Source organism: Curtobacterium uvaldense, assembly GCF_028307415.1.
In the GTDB taxonomy this organism is placed as follows: domain Bacteria; phylum Actinomycetota; class Actinomycetes; order Actinomycetales; family Microbacteriaceae; genus Curtobacterium.
Window position 1 is genome coordinate 257,580 of sequence record NZ_JAQMHU010000001.1, and the last position, 15,278, is coordinate 272,857.

General features: G+C 73.0%; 14 protein-coding genes. 12 read left to right on the forward strand and 2 right to left on the reverse strand.

Translation table 11 applies throughout. The annotated features are described in order from the left end of the window. The first annotated feature begins 35 nt into the window (after positions 1–35). From PIJ49_RS01280 to PIJ49_RS01315, 8 genes are all read left to right on the forward strand, one after another. Positions 36–452, forward strand: coding sequence for a cytidine deaminase (locus PIJ49_RS01280; protein WP_510167326.1), 417 nt, complete (start codon positions 36–38; stop codon positions 450–452). A gap of 1 nt (position 453) precedes the next feature. Next, the gene (locus PIJ49_RS01285) at positions 454–1,743 is read left to right on the forward strand and encodes a thymidine phosphorylase (protein WP_209685137.1); all 1,290 of its coding nucleotides are present in this window, start codon (positions 454–456) and stop codon (positions 1,741–1,743) included. Positions 1,744–1,874: 131 nt separating this feature from the next. Further along, complete coding sequence (locus tag PIJ49_RS01290) at positions 1,875–2,987, forward strand: adenosine deaminase (RefSeq protein WP_066655085.1); 1,113 nt, start codon at positions 1,875–1,877, stop codon at positions 2,985–2,987. A 2-nt stretch (positions 2,988–2,989) separates the two neighbouring features. Beyond that, positions 2,990–3,436: a PTS sugar transporter subunit IIA gene (locus PIJ49_RS01295; protein WP_066655083.1), complete on the forward strand. Its 447-nt coding sequence runs from the start codon at positions 2,990–2,992 to the stop codon at positions 3,434–3,436. Beyond that, positions 3,433–3,711, forward strand: a complete 279-nt coding sequence (locus PIJ49_RS01300) for a PTS sugar transporter subunit IIB (protein ID WP_209685140.1) — start codon at positions 3,433–3,435, stop codon at positions 3,709–3,711. Before PIJ49_RS01295 ends, PIJ49_RS01300 begins: the two co-directional genes overlap by 4 nt. A gap of 32 nt (positions 3,712–3,743) precedes the next feature. Continuing rightward, entirely contained in the window at positions 3,744–4,571 is an 828-nt protein-coding gene (locus PIJ49_RS01305) for a purine-nucleoside phosphorylase (RefSeq protein WP_066655080.1), read from the forward strand. A 71-nt stretch (positions 4,572–4,642) separates the two neighbouring features. Then, on the forward strand, positions 4,643–6,289 hold the full coding sequence (locus PIJ49_RS01310; protein ID WP_271825358.1) for a phospho-sugar mutase: 1,647 nt from the start codon (positions 4,643–4,645) through the stop codon (positions 6,287–6,289). 316 nt (positions 6,290–6,605) lie between these two features. Beyond that, complete coding sequence (locus tag PIJ49_RS01315) at positions 6,606–7,559, forward strand: hypothetical protein (RefSeq protein ID WP_209685142.1); 954 nt, start codon at positions 6,606–6,608, stop codon at positions 7,557–7,559. A gap of 150 nt (positions 7,560–7,709) precedes the next feature. Here PIJ49_RS01315 and PIJ49_RS01320 read toward each other — a convergent pair whose 3' ends face one another. Both PIJ49_RS01320 and PIJ49_RS01325 read right to left on the reverse strand, forming a co-directional pair. Then, positions 7,710–9,488 carry an acetyl/propionyl/methylcrotonyl-CoA carboxylase subunit alpha gene (locus PIJ49_RS01320; RefSeq protein ID WP_271825316.1) on the reverse strand — a complete coding sequence of 593 codons (1,779 nt, stop codon included), beginning with the start codon at positions 9,486–9,488 and terminating at the stop codon, positions 7,710–7,712. Positions 9,489–9,567: 79 nt separating this feature from the next. After that, positions 9,568–10,377 (reverse strand): Maf family protein, encoded by an 810-nt coding sequence (locus PIJ49_RS01325; RefSeq protein ID WP_251155534.1) that lies wholly within the window; start codon positions 10,375–10,377, stop codon positions 9,568–9,570. A 14-nt stretch (positions 10,378–10,391) separates the two neighbouring features. On the opposite strand from PIJ49_RS01325, the gene PIJ49_RS01330 reads away from it, so the two are divergent. The 4 genes from PIJ49_RS01330 (at position 10,392) to PIJ49_RS01345 (ending at position 14,840) form a co-directional block, all read left to right on the forward strand. Then, positions 10,392–11,651, forward strand: a complete 1,260-nt coding sequence (locus PIJ49_RS01330) for a class I SAM-dependent RNA methyltransferase (RefSeq protein ID WP_271825319.1) — start codon at positions 10,392–10,394, stop codon at positions 11,649–11,651. A gap of 122 nt (positions 11,652–11,773) precedes the next feature. Beyond that, entirely contained in the window at positions 11,774–12,490 is a 717-nt protein-coding gene (locus PIJ49_RS01335) for a response regulator transcription factor (RefSeq protein ID WP_251155536.1), read from the forward strand. Positions 12,491–12,495: 5 nt separating this feature from the next. Then, entirely contained in the window at positions 12,496–13,797 is a 1,302-nt protein-coding gene (locus tag PIJ49_RS01340) for a sensor histidine kinase (RefSeq protein WP_271825320.1), read from the forward strand. Next, on the forward strand, positions 13,794–14,840 hold the full coding sequence (locus PIJ49_RS01345) for a DUF8320 family protein (protein ID WP_251159532.1): 1,047 nt from the start codon (positions 13,794–13,796) through the stop codon (positions 14,838–14,840). The genes PIJ49_RS01340 and PIJ49_RS01345 overlap by 4 nt, the downstream gene beginning before the upstream one ends. Positions 14,841–15,278: the final 438 nt, after the last annotated feature.

The window sequence follows — 15,278 nt, forward strand, 5'->3', positions numbered from 1 at the left end:
CGGCCACGAGCCTCCCGTCCGACCCGGACACCGTGATCGACGCGAGCGTCGACGTCGACTGGAGCGCCCTGCGGGACGCTGCGACCGCCGCGATGCGGCGGGCCTACGCGCCGTACTCGTCGTTCCCGGTCGGCGCTGCTGCACTCACCGACGACGGACGGATCGTCTCCGGCTGCAACATCGAGAACGCGTCGTACGGGGTCACCCTGTGCGCCGAGTGCTCGCTCGTCTCGCAGCTGCACATGACCGGCGGCGGCAAGCTCGTCGCGTTCACCTGCGTGGACGGCGACGGTGCGACGCTCATGCCGTGCGGCCGGTGCCGGCAGCTGCTGTTCGAGCACTCGACCGAGGGCATGCTCCTCGAGACGGTCTCGGGCATCCGCACGATCGACCAGGTGCTCCCCGACGCGTTCGGGCCCCGCACCCTCGCGACCTACCAGCAGGAGCACTGACATGGCAGTCGAGCCCTTCGACACCGTCGACCTCATCCGCACCAAGCGCTCCGGCGAGGCCCTGGCCACCGCCGAGATCGACTGGCTCGTCGACGCGTACACGCGCGGGTACGTCGAGGACCCGCAGATGGCGGCCCTGGCGATGGCGATCTTCCTCAACGGCATGGAACGGCGGGAGATCAAGGACCTGACGCTCGCGATGATCGCGTCGGGGGAGCGGATGTCGTTCGACGCCCTCGGCAAGACCACGGTGGACAAGCACTCCACCGGAGGCGTCGGGGACAAGATCACGCTGCCGCTCGCGCCGCTCGTCGCGTCGTTCGGGGTGGCGGTGCCCCAGCTCTCCGGCCGCGGGCTCGGCCACACCGGCGGCACGCTCGACAAGCTCGAGTCGATCGCCGGATGGCAGGCGTCGATCTCGAACGACCGCATGATGGAGGTGCTCCGCGACGTCGGGGCGGTCATCTGCGCGGCCGGCTCGGGACTGGCACCGGCGGACAAGAAGCTCTACGCGCTCCGTGACATCACCGGCACCGTCGAGTGCATCCCGCTCATCGCGTCGAGCATCATGTCGAAGAAGATCGCCGAGGGCACGGGTGCGCTCGTGCTCGACGTCAAGTTCGGGTCCGGTGCCTTCATGCCGACGTACGAGGCGTCGAAGGAGCTCGCGCAGACGATGGTCGACCTCGGCAACGACGCGGGCGTGGCGACCTCGGCGCTGCTCACCGACATGGAGGTCCCGCTCGGCCTGACGATCGGCAACGCGCTCGAGGTCCGGGAGTCGGTCGAGGTCCTCGCCGGCGGCGGCCCGTCCGACGTGGTCTCGCTGACGGTCGAGCTCGCGTCGGAGATGCTGCGGCTCGCCGGGCTGCCGGACGCCGATCCGGCGGCAGCGCTGGCCGACGGTCGGGCGATGGACACGTGGCGCCGGATGATCGAGGCTCAGGGCGGCGACCCCGCTGCGGACCTGCCGGTCGCCCGCGAGCAGCACGTGGTCACGGCGACGGAGTCGGGTGTGCTCGTCCAGCAGGACGCCCTGCCGTTCGGCATCGCCGCGTGGCGTCTCGGCGCCGGCCGGGCCCGCGCGCAGGACCCGGTGCAGGCGGGAGCCGGCATCGAGCTGCACGTCAAGCCCGGCGACACCGTCACCGCGGGCCAGCCGCTCTGGACGCTCCACACCGACGAGCCGGCGCGCTTCGACCGCGCGCTGGAGTCGCTCGAGGGTGCGTGGGCGATCGGGTCGTCCGCGCCCGAGCGCGGCCCCATCGTGCGGGAGCGCATCACCGGCTGAGCGCCGCGGCCGCCACCCGGCCCCACCGACCGGAGGCTCCCCACTCGTCTGTGGGGAGCCTCCAGTCGGTCCGTCCGTCTGTCGTGCACAGGTGCCGACGCGGCGTCGGCGACCACCGCTAGCCTGGGAGCATGAGCGCCGACGCCCCGACCTACCGCCTGCCCGACGCCGGAGCGGTCATCGACGACCTGCCCAAGGTCTCGCTGCACGACCACCTCGACGGGGGTCTGCGCCCGGCGACCATCGTCGACCTGGCGGACGAGGCGGGCATCGAGCTGCCGACGACCGACCCCGAGGCACTCGGCGCGTGGTTCGCCGAGCAGTCGAACAGCGGCTCGCTCGTCGAGTACCTGAAGACCTTCGACGTCACGACGTCGGTGATGCAGACCGCGCCGCAGCTGCACCGTGTGGCGAAGGAGTTCGTCGAGGACCTCGTGGCCGACGGGGTGGTCTACGGCGAGATCAGGTGGGCACCGGAGCAGCACCTGCGGGGTGGGCTGACGCTCGACGAGACGGTCGAGGCGGTGCAGGCCGGCATCGAGGAGGCGGTCGACGCCGCGGGTGGCGCGATCCGGATCGGCCAGCTGGTCACCGCGATGCGTCATGCGGACCGGTCGCTCGAGATCGCCGAGCTCGCCGTCCGGCACCGGGACCGCGGCGTGGTCGGCTTCGACATCGCGGGGGCCGAGGCAGGCTTCCCGCCCGCGAACCACCGTGCGGCGTTCGAGTACCTGGCATCCGAGCTGTTCCCGGTCACGGTCCACGCCGGCGAGGCCGACGGGCTGGCGTCGATCCGCTCCGCGCTGGTGGACGGTCGGGCGCTCCGCCTCGGCCACGGCGTCCGGATCTTCGAGGACATCACCCTGTCGGACGCCGGTGACGGCTCCACGCTGGCGTCGCTGGGCGAGATCGCGTCGTGGGTCCGCGACCGCGAGATCCCCCTCGAGGTCGCGCCGCAGTCGAACCTGCAGACCGGTGCGATCGCCGCGTGGGGCGACGACCTCGCCGACCACCCGTTCGACGTGCTGTACCAGCTCGGCTTCCGCGTGACGGTGAACACCGACAACCGCCTGATGAGCGGCACGTCGCTGTCACGCGAGCTCGCCCTGCTCGCCGGCACCTTCGGCTACGACCTCGACGACCTCGCCGCGTTCCAGATCAACGCCGCGCTCGGTTCGTTCCTGCCGCTCGAGGACCGCGAGGAGATCATCGCGACCATCACGGCCGGACACCAGGAGGCCTAGCGATGTCCCTGCCGCCGCTGCCGGACGACGCCGTCGTGCTCGGAGCGAGCGCGTCCTCGTGGCGCGACGCGCTCCGGCTCGCCGGTGCCGCGCTCGTCACCTCGGGGTCGGCGACGCCGCCGTACACCGACGCGATGATCGACCTGGTCGAGGAGCACGGCCCGTACATCGTCATCTCGCCCGGACTCGCGTTCGCGCACGCCCGGCCGGGACCGGCGGTGCTGCGGGACGGGCTGGCCGTCGTGACCCTGCGCGAACCGGTGTCGTTCGGGCACCCGCACAACGACCCGGTGTCGGTCGTCCTCGGGCTCGCGGTCGCCGAGGTCGGGACGCACCTCGAGTCGATCGGCGACATCGCGAACACGTTCAACGACGCCACGGTGACCGCGCGGCTCGCGGCGGCGGGCTCCGCGGACGAGGTCCGGACGATCATGGGGGTGTCGGCGTGAAGATCGTGACGATCTGCGGTGCGGGGATCGGGTCCAGCGGGATCCTCAAGGTGAACGCGGAGAAGGCCCTCGGCACGCTCGGGCTGTCGGCGTCGGTCGTCGCGGCGGACGTCGCCTCGGTGCGCGCCGTGGCCGAGGACGCCAACGTGATCCTGACCAGCCAGGAGTTCGTCGAGGCGATCGGGGAGACCTACGCCGAGGTCATCGTGATCCGGAACCACTTCGACCAGGGCGAGATCACGGCCGCGGTCGACCGGGCGCTCGGGGAGCACTGAGCAGCTCCCGACGCTGCCTCTAGAGTTGGGGCATGAGCACGGAGAACCCGCTGAACGACCCCGCCGCCGACCCGTTCGAGGTCGCCCGCGACGCCGCCGCCGTCATCGCCGACCGGTCCGGCATCGAGCGGCACGACATCGCCCTGACCCTGGGCTCCGGCTGGGGCAAGGCCGCCGACATCATCGGCGAGACGGTGTCCGAGATCCCCGCGGCCGAGGTCCCCGGCTTCAGCGCCTCTGCGGTGCCCGGACACTCCGGCACGGTCCGGTCGATCCGCCTGCAGGACGGCCGGCACGCACTCGTCATCGGTGCACGGACCCACTACTACGAGAACCACGGCGTCCGTCGCGTGGTGCACAGCGTCCGCACCGCCGCGGCGACCGGGGCGTCGGTCATGGTGCTGACCAACGGCGCCGGTGGCATCAAGGAGCACTGGACGCCCGGCACTCCGGTCCTCATCAGCGACCACATCAACCTGACGGCGGACAGCCCGCTCGAGGGCGCCACGTTCGTCGACCTGACCGACCTGTACTCGGCACGGCTGCGCGAGGTCGCGAAGTCGATCGACCCCACCCTCGACGAGGGCGTCTACACGCAGTTCCGCGGCCCGCACTACGAGACCCCGGCCGAGGTGCAGATGGCGAAGACCATCGGCGGGCACATCGTCGGCATGTCGACCGCGCTCGAGGCGATCGCCGCCCGTCAGGCGGGCATGGAGGTCCTCGGCTTCTCGCTCATCACGAACCTCGCCGCGGGCATCCAGAAGACCCCGCTCTCGCACGCCGAGGTGCTCGAGGCCGGGCGCGAGGCCGAGCCGGTCATCGCGGACCTCCTCGCCCGCGTGGTGGCGGCGCTGTGACCCGGCACGAGGGTGCCTCGGACGGCGCCATCGCGGACGGCGACCTCGGTGACGGCGGTGCCCTCGCCGCCGTGGACGAGGACGTCCTGTCCCGCGCCCGCGCGTGGGTGGAGCAGGACCCGGACGACGAGACCCGTGCGGAACTCCAGCAGCTGATCGACCGCGGCGACGCCGAGGAGCTCGCCGCGCGGTTCTCCGGTCGCCTGCAGTTCGGCACCGCCGGCCTCCGCGCCGAGCTCGGCGCCGGGCCGCAGCGCATGAACCGCGTCGTCGTCACGCAGGCCGCGGCGGGGCTCGCGCGCTTCCTGATCGACACCGGTCGTGACCGCAGCGTCGTGATCGGCTACGACGGCCGGGTCAACTCCGACGTCTTCGCTCGCGACTCCGCCGAGGTCATGCGCGGCCTCGGGCTCGAGGTCACCCTCCTGCCGTCCGCGCTCCCGACGCCGGTGCTCGCGTTCGCGGTGCGCCACCTCGGTGTCGGCGCGGGCGTCATGGTGACCGCGAGCCACAACCCGCCGCGGGACAACGGCTACAAGGTGTACCTCGGGGGCGAGGACGACGGTTCGCAGATCGTCCCGCCGGTCGACGGCGAGATCGCCGCGGCGATCGACGCGGTCGCCGCGGGGGACGTCCGCGACCTCGTGCGCTCCACCGACTACACGGTCGCCGGTGCGGAGCTCGCCCGGGCCTACGTCGACGCGACCGCCGCGACGGTGCCGGCCCCGACCCTCCCGGTCGACGCGCAACCGAAGGTCGTCTACACGGCGATGCACGGCGTCGGGTGGGAGACCGCGCGAGCCGTGTTCGCCGCGGCGGGGTTCGCCGAGCCCGCCGTCGTACCGGAGCAGATCGAGCCGGACGGCGCGTTCCCGACGGTGTCGTTCCCGAACCCGGAGGAGCCGGGTGCGATGGACCTGTCGATCGCGCGTGGTGTCGCGGTCGGGGCCGACCTGGCCATCGCGAACGACCCCGACGCCGATCGCCTCGCCCTGGCGATCCCCGACGGTGCCGGCTCGTTCCGTCGCCTGTCCGGCAACGAGGTCGGTTGGTTGCTCGGCTGGCGGGCCGCCGCTCGTGCGCAGGCCGCGGGCTCGTCGGACGGGTCGGGTGTGCTCGCGGCGTCGATCGTGTCCTCGCCCGCGCTCGCCCGCGTCGCGGAGCGGTACGGGCTCGGGTACCGGGACACCCTGACCGGGTTCAAGTGGGTCTCCCGCGTGCCCGACCTGGTGTTCGGGTACGAGGAGGCGCTCGGCTACCTCGTCGACCCCGGCGTCGTCCGCGACAAGGACGGCATCTCGGCGGCCCTGGCGCTGCTCGACCTCGCCGTCTCGCTCGCAGCCGAGGGCCGGACCGTCGCCGACCAGCTCGACGCCTTCGCGGCCGAGTTCGGGGCGTTCGCCTCCGGGCAGGTGTCGACCCGCGTGGACGACCTGTCGCGGATCGGGGAGATCATGGCGTCGCTGCGGTCGTCCGCGCCCTCGTCGCTCGGCGGCCGTACGGTCACCGGGGTGACGGACTACTCGGACGGGGTGGAGGGCTTCCCCCCGTCCGACATCCTGCGCTACGACCTCGAGGGCGGCGCGCGGGTCATCGTCCGCCCGAGCGGCACCGAGCCCAAGGTGAAGGTCTACATCGACACGGTGGCGGCCTCGCCGGCCGAGGCGCAGGCGCTCGTCGACGCCCTCGCCGCCGACGTGCGGCCCCGCGTGTCGTAGCGGCGCGGCGCTGGTCCGCCGCGCCGTTGCCGGCCGCGCCTGCGGTGCGGGTGCCGCCCGTGCCGCTGTGCGGATGCCGCCGGTACCTGCACAACCGGAAGCACCTCACGCCACGCAATCACGTGGCGCGAGGTGCTTTCCGTTGTGCACGAGCAGCTGACACCACCGATGGGCATCCGGGTACCTCGGGACCGAGGACGAGCGCGGACCTCGTTGGGCGGCCGGTCCTCCTGCACAGAGCGGGGACGAGCGCTCGCTGCTCACAGGCACGGCCGGGAGGCGCGTGACCGGTCTGCGCGCGCGCCACGCTCAGGACATGGCGACGTTGGAGATCCTGGTCGGTGGCGGCGCGGACGAGACCGGGCGGCGCGGGCGGGACCACCGCGATCGCGCGCTGCGGGGAGAGCTCGTACGACTGGCCCCGGGCCGGTTCGTCGTCGCGGACGACTGGCGACGGGCGACCCCGGGGGAGCGGCACATCGCTCGGATCAAGGCGTTGCACGATCGGCTCGCCCCGCGACTGGTCGTCTCGCACGCCTCAGCCGCGGCGTTGCACGGGCTGCCCTGGCCCGGCGAGTTCCCGGTCCCGGTCGAGGTGATCGATCCGCTGCGATCCACCGGTCAGTCGCTGCGCTCCGTGCACAAGCGTGCCGGCGCGGGGCGCACACTCCGGACGTCGTACATGGTGGCGAACGGGCGAGCCCTGACCGACCTGGCGAGCACGGTGGTCGACCTCGCCGTGGCGTACCCGCTGCGGACGAGCGTGCCTGCGGTGGACCGTGCGCTCGCCCGCGGATCCAGCCTCGATGAACTCCGCGCGACACTGGACGAGAGCACCGCCGTACAGTTCCGAGCGAGGGCGGAGCGGGCTCTGGATCTCGCAGACGCGCGCTCCGGGTCTCCGGGGGAGTCCGTCGCCCGCGTGGCGCTCGACGAGGTCGGGGCGCCGAGGCCGATGCTGCAGCAGGAGTTCCGTGACGGCTCGGGGCCGATCGGCGTCGTCGACTTCTGGTTCGCCGACCAGGGCGTGGTCCTCGAGTTCGACGGTCGAGTGAAGTACGCCGACCCGTCCATGCGTGCCGCGGGCATGTCGGCCGAGGACGTGCTCGTCGCGGAGAAGCGGCGCGAGGACCGGCTTCGTCGCCACCCGGACATCCGGGCGCTCGGCCGGATCAGCGTCGTCGAGACCGACGACACGGAGCGGCTGCGCTCAGTGCTGCGCGCCGTCGGGGTGCCAACGGCGCGCGGCCGCTTCACGACCGTCCGGTGAGCGATCCTCCTGCGGGCGGCAGCCGGCGCGACGTGCCCGGACACAACCGGAAGCACCTCGCGCCACGGAACTGCGTGGCACGAGGTGCTTTCGGTTGTGCGGCGCGGCGGACGGCGCGCGGCGCGGCCGCGGTGCCCGCCCCGCGGCGCGCTACGCGAGCTCGAGCAGCACGTGGCCGGACGAGATCGTCTGGCCGACGGGGGCGTTCAGGCCGGTCACGACCCCGTCGCGCGGGGCCTGGACGGGCTGCTCCATCTTCATGGCCTCGAGGACGACCAGCAGGTCGCCCTTCACGACGGTGTCGCCCTCGGCGACCGCGAGCTTCACGACGGTTGCCTGCATCGGGGACGTCACCGAACCCGAGGACACGAGCCCGCCCTTCACACCGGACGACCGGCGCTTCGGGGGAGCGGAGGGACCGGCCGGACGCCGACCGGCGGCACCGGCAGCGCCACCGCCGACGATCGAGGGCATGGTGACCTCGATGCGCTTGCCCTGGACCTCGACGACGACGCTCTCGCGGGCGGCCGGTGCGGGGAGCTCCTCGGGGGAACCGCTCCAGGCCGGGACGTCGTTCTGGAAGTCCGTCTCGATCCACTGCGTGTACACGCTGAACGGCGTCTCGTCGTCCGTCGCGAACGCCGGGTCCGACACGACCGCACGGTGGAAGGGCAGCACGGTCGGCAGTCCGGTGACCTCGAACTCGGCCAGGGCGCGGCGCGACCGCTCGAGTGCCTCTTCGCGGGTGGCGCCGGTGACGACGAGCTTCGCGAGCATGGAGTCGAACGAGCCGGAGACGACGTCGCCGGAGACCACACCGGAGTCGACGCGGACGCCGGGGCCCGACGGTGCGGTGAACGCGTGCACCGGACCGGGTGCCGGGAAGAAGTTCCGTCCCGGGTCCTCGCCGTTGATGCGGAACTCGAACGAGTGACCGCGCGGGGTGGGGTCCTCGTAGTCGAGCGTGCCGCCCTCGGCGATCCGGAACTGCTCGCGGACGAGGTCGATGCCCGTGACCTCCTCGGAGACGCAGTGCTCGACCTGCAGGCGGGTGTTCACCTCGAGGAACGAGACCGTGCCGTCCGCGCCGATGAGGAACTCGCACGTGCCGGCGCCGACGTAGCCCACCTCGCGCAGGATCGCCTTCGACGACTCGTACAGGCGCGTCTGCTGCTCGGGCGTCAGGTACGGCGCCGGGGCCTCCTCGACGAGCTTCTGGTGCCGACGCTGCAGCGAGCAGTCGCGCGTGGAGACGATGACGACGTTGCCGTGCTCGTCGGCCAGGCACTGGGTCTCGACGTGGCGCGGCTTGTCGAGGTACTTCTCGACGAAGCACTCACCGCGACCGAACGCGGCGATGGCCTCGCGCGTCGCCGATTCGAACTGCGAGGCGACCTCGTCGCGCGTGCGTGCGACCTTCAGGCCACGGCCGCCGCCGCCGAAGGCCGCCTTGATGGCGACCGGCAGACCGACCTCGTCCGCGAACGCGATGACCTCGGCAGCGTCCGCGACGGGCTCGATGGTGCCCGGCGCGAGCGGCGCGCCGACCTTCTCGGCCACGTGGCGCGCGGAGACCTTGTCCCCGAGCTGCTCGATCGACTCCGGCGAGGGGCCGATCCAGGTGAGCCCGGCGTCGATGACGGCACGGGCGAAGTCGGCGTTCTCTGCGAGGAACCCGTAGCCGGGGTGCACGGCGTCGGCGCCGGACCGGCGGGCCACCGAGATGATCTTGTCGATCACGAGGTAGGTGTCCGCGCTCGTGGTGCCGTTCAGCGCGTAGGCCTCGTCGGCGAGGCGGGCGTGGAGGGCGTCGCGGTCCTGGTCGGCGTACACCGCGACCGAGGCCTTGCCAGCGTCGCGGGCCGCGCGGATGATGCGGACGGCGATCTCGCCGCGGTTCGCGATGAGGACCTTGCTGATACGGGGCATGGTACGTCAGCGTATTCGTGCAGCGGCGGCCGGTTTTGACCGGCACGTACAAAGAAACAGCGTCCAGCAGTGTGGATGTCTACAGCGCCCACAGATCGTGCCAGGCGACGCCGAAGCCACGGAGCAGCATCGACCGCAGGACCGGCAGCGACAGCCCGACCACGGCCGACGGTGCTCCGTCGATGCGCGTGATGTACGCCGCGGCCCGTCCGTCGATCGTGAAGGCGCCCGCGACCTCGAGGGGCTCGCCCGTCGCGACGTACGCGTCGATCTCCTCGATCGACACGTCCTCGGCGAAGGTCAGCACGGCGCTGTCCACGGCGACGACGTGGTCGCCGGCGGTGACCAGCGTGGACCCGCCCGGCGCGACGTCACCGAGGTGACCCGCGATGCCCAGCGGCCCGCCGTCTGCCGCGTCCACGTGTCGGACGGGAGGCACGGTGCCGGTCCCCTCCGCGCCTCCAGGCCGGTCCCCGGTCGCGTCCGGGGCCGTGTCGAGACCGCGGTCGAGGCGCCGGTCCACGACGCAGTGGCCGCTCCACAGGGTGCCGCCGCCCGCGGCGAGCATCTGCCGCCACCGCTCCTTCGCGACCTCCGGGTCGTGGGGCTTGCCGTGCAGGACGCCGTCCACCTCGAAGGCGGAGTCGCCGCCGAACACGAAGCCGTCCACGGCGGACCCGGCGACGCGGGCGTCCGCGACGGCGTCCGCCTTGGCGACCGCGAGGAGCCCGACGAGCTCCGGACCGGTGAGCTCCCGGCCGAGCGCGGCCCGCGCGGCGACGACGGCGGCGTCCTCGTCCACGCCCGGCGCGACGAGCACCGGCTCGATGCCGGTCTGCGCCAGGAGCGCACGGCGGGCGGGGGAGGTACTCGCGAGGTACAGACGCATGGGAACATCGAACCATGGGTGAATCCGTCGGAACGCTGCTCGAACTCGACGTCACCGGGATCGCCCACGGCGGCATCTCGGTGGCACGGCACGAGGGGCGTGTGGTCTTCGTCTCGGACGCGGTGCCGGGCGAGCGCGTCGTCGCGCGCGTGACCGAGGACCGCAAGAAGTCGTTCTGGCGTGCCGACACCGTGTCCGTCCGGTCGCCGAGCGAGCACCGGGTCGACCACGTCTGGCCCGAGGCCGCCCTCGACCGCGACCCCGCCGTGCGCGCCGGCGGTGCGGAGTTCGGGCACATCGCCCTGCCGCACCAGCGCACCCTCAAGCACGACGTCCTGGTCGACGCCTTCGCGCGGTTCGCCCGAACGGACCTCACCGAGGTGCTCGGACACGACGTCATGGTCGAGGCCGCCCCCGGCGACGAGGAGTCGAACGGCCTCGGCTGGCGCACGCGCGTCCGGCTGCACGTCGACGAGGACGGCACGGCGGGCCCGTTCGCCTCGCGCTCCCACACGGTGGTGCCGGTGGCCTCGCTCCCGCTCGCCTCCGCGCGCGTGCAGGAGAGTGCGCCGCTCGGGCGCGGTGCGATGCCGGGCGCGTCGGTCGTCGACGTCCTCGCGCCGAGCGGCGCCGAGGGGGCCCGGCTCGTCATCGACGAGCAGAAGCCCACCGTCGTGACCGAGGTCGTGGGAGAGCGTTCGTTCACCGTCGACGACAACGGCTTCTGGCAGGTCCACCGCCAGGCGCCGGCCGTGCTCACCGCGGCCGTGCAGGACCTGGTCGACCGTGACCGGCTCGACCCGGAGGGGCAGCACCTCGACCTCTACGGCGGCGTCGGACTGCTCGCGGCGGCACTCGGCGACGTCGTCGGCCCGAAGGCCCGCATCACGAGCGTCGAGAGCGCGGCCCGGGCCACCGAGCACGCGCAGGAGAACCTGGCGGAGTGGATCGGCGCGCGAGCCGAGACCGGCCGCGTGGACCGTTGGCTCGCCCGGACGGCCGCCGACGCGTCCCGACCGGAGCTGCAGCGCTTCCGCGCCGGCACGGTCGTGCTCGACCCGCCGCGGTCCGGCGCAGGCCGCGAGGTCGTCGTGCAGGTCGCCGCGCTCCAGCCCGCGCAGGTCGTCTACGTCGCCTGCGACCCGGTCGCCCTGGCGCGCGACGTCGCGACCTTCGCCGACCTCGGGTACCGGCTCGAGGCGCTGCGTGCGTTCGACCTGTTCCCGCACACCCACCACCTCGAGGCGGTCGCGCGGCTGGTCCCGATCGCCTGACCCCGGGTCCGCAGTGTGACGCGGTGTCCCACAACTCGGAGCCTGGGTCCGACCTGGGTATCCTTGGTCGGTGATCGCTCCCGGCGACAGGGGCCGGGCGCGCATCGGAACGAGAGGTCACCGTGGCAGCAGACACGAACACCAGCAGCGGGACGACCGGACTGGCCACCAGGCCCGTCCGCGTCGCGATCGTCGACGACCACGAGTCCGTGCGGCTCGGCATCCAGGCGGCGTGCCAGAACGAGGGGTTCGAGGTGGTGCTCACCGCCGCGAGCGTGCCCGAGTACGTGGCCCAGCTCGGCGGGCGTGAGGTCGACGTCGTCGTGCTCGACCTGTCGCTCGGCGACGGCTCGACCGTGACCGCGAACGTCAAGGGTGTGCAGGGCACCGGCTCCGCGGTGCTCGTCCACTCGATCGCCGACCGCGTCGCGAGCGTGCGCGAGGCACTGGCCGCAGGGGCGGCCGGCGTCATCCCCAAGTCGTCCGCGACCAAGACCGTGATGGCGGCCGTGGCGACCGTCGCCCGCGGCGACGTGCTCAACAACCTCGAGTGGGCGAGCGCCATCGACGCCGACCGCGACTTCGCCAAGGCGCAGCTCGGACGCCGCGAGCGCGAGATCCTGCACCTCTACGCCTCCGGGCTGCCGCTCAAGCTCGCGGCGCAGCAGCTCGGCATCGGGTACTCGACGGCGCGCGAGTACCTCGACCGCATCCGTGTGAAGTACGTCGAGGTGGGGCGTCCGGCGCCGACGAAGGTCGACCTGCTGCGCCGCGCGGTCGAGGACGGCATCCTGCCCGGGCTCGACTCGGGCATCGACCCCGACGCCGACGGCCGCTGACCCCGATGGCCACCACGGCCGGACCGGCACGGTCGGCAGGTGTCCCGGCCGGGGCGCCCGACGGGTCGGGCTCCGCGACGGACGACGTCGCGCCGACCGAGGCGGCACCGTTCGGCGTCGACCCGCTGCGCGGTGTGCGACCCGCGCTGACGCAGGCATCGGTCGAACGACTCTTCGCGATCCTCATCGCGGTCGCCGCGGTCGGGTACGGCGCGGTCTACGCGCCCGCCGTCGTGCGGCAGCTGCCGTGGCTCGATCCCGTGTGGGGCCCGGTCGCCGCGGCGGTCCTCGGCGCGTCGTTCGTGGCGGTCGGGGTGTCCGCGTTCGCGCAGCGGTTCGCGCAGGTCGCCCAGATCGTGTGCGCGCTGCTGTTCCTCGTCGTGCTCGTCACGTGGCCGCTCACCGTCCGCGAGCCGATCCCGGACAGTCAGTACCCCTGGCCGTGGTGGTTCCTCACCGTGGGGTCGACGGCGGCGGCGATGGGCTTCGCACCGTGGCGCGCGACCGTCTACACCGCGCTCGTGCCCGCCGTCTACGTCGTCGTGCGCCTCACGCCGCTCGGTGGCGACGCCGGGGCCAGCGCGGTGCTCCAGGGCGTGTACTCGGCGATCCTCAGCGGAGCGGTCCTCGTCATCGCCGTGCTCCTCCGTCGGGCCGCCGCTGCGGTGGACGCCGCACAGGCCACCGCGGTGCGGCGCTACTCGCTCGCGATCCGCGAGCACGCGACCGAGGTCGAGCGCGTGCAGGTCGACGCGATCGTCCACGACAGCGTCCTGACCACGCTGCTCTCGGCGGCACGCGCGGACACACCCGAGGCGAAGGCCCTCGCCGCCCGCATGGCGCGCAACGCCATCGACCACCTCGGCGCCGCTGCAGCCGACCTGCCGGGGGAGGCCCCGCCCGTGACGGTGCACGACCTCCGCGTCCGCATCACCGACGCCGTCGGAGCGCTCGCCGCTCCCGTCCGGCTGCGGGACGCCCCGGTCGGCGGGCTGCGCATCCCGGCGACGATCGCGGACGCGCTCGCATCCGCGGCGTTGCAGGCGTGCGTCAACAGCGTGCAGCACGCCGGCGGGGCAGGGGTCGAGCGGTGGGTCCGTGTCGAGCAGCGTGGTGGCGCCGTGCACGTCGAGGTCGGTGACGACGGCGCCGGGTTCGACCTCGCTGCCGTCCCTGCCGCGCGGCTCGGCGTCCGCCGCTCGATCATCGAGCGGGTGCAGGCCGTGGGCGGCACGGCGGTGGTCGCGAGCAACCCCGGGGCGGGTACGCGGGTCCGCCTCGAGTGGCACCCGGAGGTGTCGGCATGAGGGTGTCCCTGCCGGCGAGGATCGCCATCGGGCTCGCCGCGCTGTTCTCCGTCTTCCACCTCGTACTGGGCGTGGCGTCGTTCCCGTTCGTCCGTGACGTCGGTCCGGTGCTCACGTGCATGGCGCTCTACGCCGCCGCGAGTGCCGTCGCGATCTTCCTGCCCGGTCGGACCCTCCCGGTCTGGGCGGCGTGCTTCTCGCTCGCCACCGCGCTGGTCATGCCGGTCATCGCCGCCCCGGTCGTCGACCTGACGGTGAAGGACGACTCGATCACCTGGTGGGTCGCCGCGGTCGGCACGCTCATGGTCGTGCTCGTCGTGCGGGGCCGACGCGCCTTCGCGTGGGTCGGCGTCGGCTTCGTCACGGTCTTCGGTGTGGTCTGGGCAGGACCGGGTGCCTTCGGGGCGCTCGGACTGGTCGGCAACCTGACGTGGGTCGCCGTCGCCACCGGCTTCGCCGTCGCGATGGACCGGGCGACCCGCACCACGCGCGACTTCATCCGAGCCGAGCAGGAGACCGCGGACTGGCAGGCCGCGCAGGACGCCCACGTGTTCGAGCGGCAGTTCCGCCTGAGCCAGACCACCCGGATGGCGCTGCCGATGCTGCAGCAGGTGATCGATCGGGGTGGGGACCTGACCGACGTCGAACGGGCCGAGTGCCTGCACCTCGAGCAGGCGATCCGCGACGAGATCCGCGGACGATCGCTGCTGTCCGACGACGTCCGTGACGAGGTCATGCGCCTGCGGCGACGTGGGGCCACCGTGCAGCTGCACGACGACGGCGGCCTCGACGACCTGGAGATCGACGAGCTCCGCCGGGTGCACGCCGAGATCGCCGGTGCGCTGCGCCGAGCCCGCGAGGCGGACAACGTGATCGTCCGGACGGTGGCCGAGGGGTCGGAGGCGGCGGTCACCATCGTCGGGCTGCGACTGGACACCGCGGCGAGCGAGTCCGCGGCGCTCGGCGTCGGATCGGACGACGACGGCGACGAGGACGACTCGGTGGTGCTCTGGACCGAGATCCCGCGCCGCGCGACGGTCTGAGGCGGCACCGACAGCCGCCGTCCAGCGAGACGCGCGCGGAAGACCCCTGGGAACGGGGAACGGGCCGGTCCCGAGGGGCCGGCCCGTTCACGACCCGAGCCTGAGCGACAACCCGAATGTCGCCCTGGCTCGCAGCTGGTCGGAGGCGTCGTACCCTAGTCGGCCACCGACCAACGATGTTCTTCTGGGAAGGACACCGAACACAGACAACTATGCCCGCTGCGCGAAGCCGTGTCAGTCGTCATTATGGGGGACAAACCACGCCCTCCCGGTGGTTCCGCGGTCGATGTGTCCCCCGGCCGAGGGGAGACCGACCGGGAATTGCACCCCGCAACCCGAGGTCGACGACCGGGTCGCGCGGTGCGACAGGGGTACATCGTGCCGCCGGTACCCCCGGACGCGCAAGACCCCCGCCGGGGAACGGCGGGGGTCCGTTGA

Coding starts and splice junctions, on each gene's coding strand:
- PIJ49_RS01290 (WP_066655085.1), top strand. CDS start 1,875: ATGAGCGCCGACGCCCCGACCTACCGCCTGCCCGACGCCGGAGCGGTC.
- PIJ49_RS01345 (WP_251159532.1), top strand. CDS start 13,794: ATGAGGGTGTCCCTGCCGGCGAGGATCGCCATCGGGCTCGCCGCGCTG.
- PIJ49_RS01305 (WP_066655080.1), top strand. CDS start 3,744: ATGAGCACGGAGAACCCGCTGAACGACCCCGCCGCCGACCCGTTCGAG.
- PIJ49_RS01285 (WP_209685137.1), top strand. CDS start 454: ATGGCAGTCGAGCCCTTCGACACCGTCGACCTCATCCGCACCAAGCGC.
- PIJ49_RS01325 (WP_251155534.1), bottom strand. CDS start 10,377: ATGCGTCTGTACCTCGCGAGTACCTCCCCCGCCCGCCGTGCGCTCCTG.
- PIJ49_RS01330 (WP_271825319.1), top strand. CDS start 10,392: ATGGGTGAATCCGTCGGAACGCTGCTCGAACTCGACGTCACCGGGATC.
- PIJ49_RS01320 (WP_271825316.1), bottom strand. CDS start 9,488: ATGCCCCGTATCAGCAAGGTCCTCATCGCGAACCGCGGCGAGATCGCC.
- PIJ49_RS01315 (WP_209685142.1), top strand. CDS start 6,606: ATGGCGACGTTGGAGATCCTGGTCGGTGGCGGCGCGGACGAGACCGGG.
- PIJ49_RS01295 (WP_066655083.1), top strand. CDS start 2,990: ATGTCCCTGCCGCCGCTGCCGGACGACGCCGTCGTGCTCGGAGCGAGC.
- PIJ49_RS01340 (WP_271825320.1), top strand. CDS start 12,496: ATGGCCACCACGGCCGGACCGGCACGGTCGGCAGGTGTCCCGGCCGGG.